General features: G+C 60.7%; 7 protein-coding genes. 4 read left to right on the forward strand and 3 right to left on the reverse strand.

Translation table 11 applies throughout. The features are described from left to right. Positions 1–4 precede the first annotated feature (4 nt). From RTK01_RS06315 to RTK01_RS06330, 4 genes are all read left to right on the forward strand, one after another. On the forward strand, positions 5–520 hold the full coding sequence (locus RTK01_RS06315; RefSeq protein ID WP_312280159.1) for a Gx transporter family protein: 516 nt from the start codon (positions 5–7) through the stop codon (positions 518–520). A 4-nt stretch (positions 521–524) separates the two neighbouring features. Beyond that, entirely contained in the window at positions 525–1,841 is a 1,317-nt protein-coding gene (locus RTK01_RS06320) for an AAA family ATPase (RefSeq protein WP_312280160.1), read from the forward strand. Between the two features lie 13 nt (positions 1,842–1,854). Beyond that, positions 1,855–2,844 (forward strand): NAD(P)-dependent oxidoreductase, encoded by a 990-nt coding sequence (locus RTK01_RS06325; RefSeq protein ID WP_312280161.1) that lies wholly within the window; start codon positions 1,855–1,857, stop codon positions 2,842–2,844. Positions 2,845–2,956: 112 nt separating this feature from the next. Then, on the forward strand, positions 2,957–3,775 hold the full coding sequence (locus RTK01_RS06330) for a carbon-nitrogen hydrolase family protein (protein WP_312280162.1): 819 nt from the start codon (positions 2,957–2,959) through the stop codon (positions 3,773–3,775). 96 nt (positions 3,776–3,871) lie between these two features. On the opposite strand, the gene RTK01_RS06335 is transcribed toward RTK01_RS06330, so the two are convergent. The 3 genes from RTK01_RS06335 to RTK01_RS06345 all read right to left on the reverse strand — a co-directional run. Then, on the reverse strand, positions 3,872–4,696 hold the full coding sequence (locus RTK01_RS06335) for a mechanosensitive ion channel family protein (protein WP_312280163.1): 825 nt from the start codon (positions 4,694–4,696) through the stop codon (positions 3,872–3,874). A gap of 7 nt (positions 4,697–4,703) precedes the next feature. Further along, positions 4,704–5,477, reverse strand: a complete 774-nt coding sequence (gene udp / locus RTK01_RS06340) for a uridine phosphorylase (RefSeq protein ID WP_312280164.1) — start codon at positions 5,475–5,477, stop codon at positions 4,704–4,706. 81 nt (positions 5,478–5,558) lie between these two features. After that, positions 5,559–6,377, reverse strand: an 819-nt coding sequence (locus RTK01_RS06345) for a Smr/MutS family protein (protein ID WP_312280165.1), incomplete at its 5' end; no start/stop codon positions are given.

A 6,377-nucleotide genomic window follows, 5' to 3' on the forward strand; every position in this document is an offset into this window, starting at 1 on the left:
TGGGATGAAGCTGACAACAAGACAACTGACGCTGTGCGCCGTGCTTACCGCGCTGGCGCTGGCGCTGAGCTACGCGGAAAATCTTCTTCCCCTGTCCCTTGCCATTCCCCTGCCGGGGGTAAAGCTGGGGCTTGCAAACATTGTCACCGTTTTCTCGCTGTACGCATTGGGGGCAGGGCAGGCGCTTTTGATTCTCATTGCCCGGTGCACGCTGGGCGCGCTGTTCGCGGGAAACGTGAACGCGCTGTTGTTTTCCCTGCTGGGCGGGCTTTGCGCCATGGGGGCCATGTTCCTACTGTCCCGATTCCGGCCTTTGTCGGTATACGGCGTGTCTGTGGGCGGGGCGGCGGCTCACAACTGCGGTCAGGTGGCGGCTGCGATTTTGACGCTGGGCAACGCGGCCCCGCTCTATTATCTTCCCCTTCTGCTTGGGGTATCCCTGTTTACCGGGGCTTTGACGGGCTTTGCGGCGGGACTTTTGTTCCGGGCGCTGGAGCACACCTCTTTAATGAAAGCGTGAGCGTATGGACAGGAAAGACATCAGCAAAAAGGACCAGATTATTTTGCAGCAGTTGGATGTGATCCGCGCTATGTCGGAAAACAACCTGCGCCGGATGGAGACGGATTTCTGGGGCCACCCCTCGGCTCCGCCGAAACCTGCGGAGCCGAAGGCCCCGTCTGCGCCCCCTCCCGCACCTCCGCTGAAAACCGGCGGAGCAAAAGAGGGCGGCGGCACCGCCTCCTCCACCGGAAACGACGAAGGGACTCCTGCGGAGCCGCCCGTTTCGCCGCCGGAGAAAATTGAAGATTTGCAGGCGGAGCTGGGCGGCTATATCGGCCTGACCGCCGTAAAAAAAGAGGTGAAGAACCTCATTGATCTGGCCATGGTCCACCAGCTTCGCAAGGACCACGGCCTGCCGGTTGCGGATTTGAGTCTTCACATGGTCTTCTCCGGCAATCCGGGTACGGGCAAAACCACCGTGGCCCGGCTGATGGCCCGCATTTACCACAGCCTTGGCATTCTCTCCAAAGGCCATCTGGTGGAGGTGGACCGCAGCGGCCTTGTTGCCGGGTACGTGGGCCAGACCGCCATTAAAACCGGCAAGGTCATCGACGCAGCCCTTGGCGGCGTGTTGTTCATCGACGAGGCATACGCCCTTAACGGAAGGGCGGAAAACGACTTTGGGCAGGAGGCCATTGATACCCTCCTCAAGGCCATGGAGGACCACCGGGACGATCTGGTGGTCATCGTCGCCGGATACGACGGGCTGATGGACGATTTTGTCCACTCCAATCCCGGCCTTGAATCCCGGTTTAACCGCTTTTTGCACTTTGAGGATTATACGCCGGAGGAGTTGCTGTCCATTTTTGACATTCAGTGCAAAAAGGGCTGCTATCAGCCGGAAGAGGAAACCCGGCGGCTGGTCCGGGAGTTTATCGCGGAGGAAAACGCGGATTCCATCTCTTTTGGCAACGCCCGGGGCGTGCGGAATATTTTTGAGCGGCTTCTGGTCAATCAGGCCAACCGGCTGGCGGCCATGGAAACCGTGTCTCGGGACGACCTGATGAAGATTACTCCCTGGGACGTTCGCGCGGCACAGGGACTTCCGGAGCCGACAACAGAGAACACGGCAAACGCCGCCGCATCCTCTCCTGAGGGAGAGCGCCCCTCCCAAAAAGCCGAAGCCCCCACCGAGAACGTCACACCCACAGACGGGGCGGAAACTCCCGACGAGAAAACCGCTGAACCCTTAGACCCTACAGAAAAAACCGGCGAGAAGAACGGCAGTTCCGCAGCCTCGGCGGAAAAGTCAGCCGAGGACGGGGAAAATTCACAATAGAAGGACTGTGCTTATGAAAGTATTGGTGCTGGCCCCCAAATCCCGCTATGACGCTTTTCGTCCAGACCTTCCTGCCGCCAAGTCAGCGGAGCTGGTTTTTTGCGACCGGGAAGGAACCGAGGCGGAGTGGCTTGCCGCCGCAGGCGATGCGGACGCGCTGTTTGTCATACCAGTGACCCCCGTGTCGGCGGAACTGATTTCCAACATGCCTAATCTGAAGCTGATTCACTCCGAGGGCGTGGGCTTTGACCGCATTGATCTGGAAGCGGCTCGGGCCCGGGGCATTTACGTGTGCAACTGCGCCGGATGCAACGCCGCGGCAGTTTCCGAGCTGTCTGTGACCTTGATGGGCATGCTGCTCCACCGGGTTTTGTGGGGCAACCGCATGGTTCGCGCGGGTAAACAGGCCGAGGCCGTGCGGCTGGTGGAGCAGGACGTTCCCGCAGATTTGTCGGTTTCCACCGTGGGTCTGGTGGGCTTCGGGGCCATCGGTCAGGCGGTGGCGGAGCGGCTGCGTCCCTTTGGCGCAACGGTGTATTATTACGCACCCCACCGCCGGGACGCGGAGACGGAGACGCGGCTGAACGCCCGCTATCTCCCGCTGGAGGAACTGGCGGCAGTGAGCGATATCGTCAGCCTCCACCTGCCCGCAAACGACCAAAGCCGAGGACTTGTCAATCGGGAATTTCTCGCCCGGATGAAGCCCACGGCCTACCTTGTGAACACCGCCCGGGGCGCGATTATCGACGACGAGGCTTTATGCGCCGCCGTACGGGAGGAAAGGCTTAGGGGCGTGGCGCTGGACTGCTACGAGCCGGAGCCTGCCGGGGCGGACCATCCGCTGGTTCGTCTGGCCGCAGAATTTCCGGACAGACTGATTCTCTGCCCCCATTTCGGGGGCGCGGCGCAGTCCGCTTTCCGCGCGGCACACCGGATGCTGTTTGAGGATTTGGAGAGCGTGTTGTCCAGAAATCGGCCGGAACGGGTGGTCAACGGCCTGTAAGCAATTCTCTCGGGAGAGAATCCCGCGCACCAGCCCAGATGCCCGTCGTTTCTTTATCTTGAAGAGCGAAAAACGCGGGAGAAACAATGTTTTCCAAGAAAGGAGCGTTTCTATGAAAGTCGCGCTGATTCAACTGGCGGGGGGCACCGGTGACAAGACCGCCGACATCACCCTCGCGTGTGAAAACATCCGGGAAGCGGCGGCAAACGGAACGGATTTTGCCGTTCTGCCAGAGATGTTCTGCTGTCCTTACGACAACGCCTGCTTCCGTGACTTTGGCGAAGCAGCGGGCGGGCAGGCGCAGTCTGCGCTTTCCCGGCTTGCGGGGGAGCTTGGTATTTACATCGTGGGCGGCTCCGTCCCCGAGCTTTCGGGCGGAAACGTTTACAACACGTCTTATGTCTACGACCGCCAAGGCCGAGAGCTTGCCCGCCACCGCAAGGCCCACCTCTTCGACATTAACGTAGCGGGCGGACAGCGCTTTTTTGAGTCCGACACCCTCACCCCCGGCGATCAGATTACCACTTTTGACACAGAGTTTGGCCCCATGGGCCTTTGTATCTGCTTTGACCTGCGGTTTGAGGAACTGGCCCGGTGCATGGCCCTGCGGGGCACAAAGTGCATCTTCGTTCCGGCGGCTTTCAACATGACCACCGGCCCCGCCCACTGGGAGCTTTTGTTCCGCCAGCGGGCGGTGGACAATCAGTGTTTTACAGTGGGGGTATCCCCCGCCCGGAATATGGATGCGTCCTACGTGGCCTACGGCAACTCTCTTGCCGTGGATCCTTGGGGAACGGTTCTGTGCCGCGCGGAGGGTGCGGCCACGGTGCTGTATGCTGAGCTAGACCTTTCCAAAATCGAGTCCGTGCGCAGCCAGCTTCCCATCCTTTCCGCCCGGCGCATGGATATGTACAAGCTGCGGGAGCTTTAATTAGTCCCTTGCAATTTAGGACTGCAACCCATCTTTTCATAAAAAGTCCCGTGAGATTTCGACGAAATCTCACGGGACTTTTGTGTTTTCGCTGTTTTACGCGTTTTTCCCGTCCACAATGTGGACGTTCAGGTGGTCATAGGCCATTTCGATGCCCTGCTCTTCAAAGACCCGGCGCAGGTTTTCCCCGAGGGTCAAATAGACATCCCAGTAATTTGCCGTGGTTGCCCAGCAGTACACACTGTATTCCATGGCGCTGGAGCGGCACTCTGTCAGGTAAACCGAGGGCGTGGGGTCTTCCAGCATCCGCTCCGTCCGTTCCAGTGCCGCGCGGCAGGCGGCCTTCACCGTGTCAATCGGCGCAGAATAGGGCGCGTTCACCTTCTGGCAGATGCGTCGGCGGCCAAGAGCGGTATAGTTGGTCAGCTTTTCGGAGGAGAGCTTTCGGTTGGGAATCATCACCGTCAGCCCCTCCAGCGTCACCAGCTTAGTGTGGTTCAGGGCCATTTCCTCCACCGTGCCGGACACGCCGTCCGTCTCGATAAAATCCCCCAGCGTGAAAGGGCGAGAGGACAGCAGCACCAGTCCTCCGGCCACGTTGCCCAAAATGTCTTCCGCCGCCAGCGTCACCCCCAGAGAAGCCACGCTCAAAAGCGCCACAAAGGACGAAGAATTGATGCCCAGCGTGTCCGCCACGATGATTGCCGTGATGATGTAGAGCACCAGCTTCACGCCCATCAGCAGGTATTTGAGTACCCGCTCCTCCAGCTTGCTGCGGCTCATGATCCGGCGAAGAAGCCGCATGAGAATCCGAATGACGATCAGGCAGACCAGCAGCACGCCCACGGCGGACGCGACCTTCCCAAACGTCAGCGAAATCCCGCCCGGCAGCGCCGTGTTCCACAGGTCTTCAAAGCTCATGTCCCGCTCATTTCTCCGCCGCTTGGTCTGCCGCAATCACCAGCTTCATGGCCTCCACCGCCACCTTCACGGAAGCGGCGGTATCCTCGCTCATATTTTGGTCCAATCCCGCTTTCTCCCGCTCCTGATTCCAAACCACATGGAAGCAAGAGCCGCACCGCACCCCCAGCGCCGCCGCCACCACGAACAGGGCGGCGGACTCCATCTCGCTGGCCTTCACGCCAAGGCGCTTCCAGCTCTCCCACTTTTGCAGAAGCTCGTAGGAAACGGGAGATTTATCCGGACTATGCTGACCGTAAAAGCTGTCCTTGCACTGGACCACGCCGGTGTGAAGCGGATAGCCAAGGGCTTTGGTGGCCTCCGCCAAATGCCCGGTAATCCCAAAGTCCGCCACGGCGGGAAACTCGATGGGCGCGTATTCCATGCTGGTGTGCTCAAAGCGCACGGCCCCCGTGGCCACCACGATGTCGCCGGACTGGACCTCCAGCGCGATGCCGCCGCAGGTGCCGGTGCGAATAAAGGTGTCCGCCCCGCACTTTACCAGCTCCTCCATGGCGATGGAGGCGGAGGGCCCGCCGATGCCTGTGGAGCAGACGGAAACCCGCTCTCCCAAGAGCGTTCCCGTCCATGTGGTATACTCCCGGTTTTGGGCCACCTTCACCGCGCCGTCAAGCAAAGCGGCGATGGAAGCCACGCGGCCCGGGTCCCCGGGCAAAATGCAATAGCGGCCCACGTCCCCCGGTGCGCACTGAATGTGATACTGTTTCGGCAAAGTCTGCATCTCTTTCACCTCATCAATTGATTCCGCCGCCTTTTGGGGCGGCGGCCCGCAAAAATACCTCTGCCGCCCCAAGGCGGCTTCCTATTTCATCGTCACCACCGTGACGCCGGACTCACCCTCGCCATAGACCCCCAGACGGAAGCTCTTCACCGCCTTATTCCGGCGCAGCAGCTCGTGGACGGCCTTTCTCAGAACTCCCGTTCCCTTGCCGTGGATAATGGTGACGGTTTCCAGCCGTCCCATCACGGCGGCGGAAAGGAAGGTTTCTACCACGCTCTCGGCCTCAATGCTCTCCATTCCCCGGATGTCCAGCTCGCTGGTGGCGGCGGGGCGCAAGAGCTGCCGGTCCGGGTTGGAGCGGACCGGGGCGGACTTTTTCCGCTCGGCCGCCTCAATCAGCCGCACCTCGTCGGCCTTCACGGTCATTTTCATCCGACCCGCCTGCAATTGCAGCGCCCCGTCTTTTCCCACGGAGACCACCTCCGCCGGGGTTTTCACACCGGGAATTTCCACCTGATCGCCCTTTTGAATGGGGCGGCTGGGCTTTGGAATCGGCTCCGGCTCAAACTCCCGGCTGCGCAGCTTTTCCTCTGCCTCGTTCAGTCCCCGGCGGATGGCGGACTGCGCTTCGTTCAGGTTTTGCGCCGCGTCGGCCCTGGCCTGCTGTCTGCGCAGTTCTGCCAGCTCGTTCATCGTCTGGTCGGCGGCGGATTTTGCGTCCCGCAATATGCGGCGGGCGTCCGCCTCACCCCGGCTGCGGGCATTGTCCCGCGCCTTCTCCCTCTGCGTGCGAAATTCCCTGGCCTTGCGGGCGTCCTCCTCCCGTTGCTGATACAGTCGGTCGGTTTCCACCTGCTTTTTCTCCAAGGCCTGTCGTTTTTGCTCCAACTGGGTCAAAAC

This window comes from Oscillibacter sp., from assembly GCF_031978065.1.
Lineage (GTDB): Bacteria > Bacillota > Clostridia > Oscillospirales > Oscillospiraceae > Oscillibacter.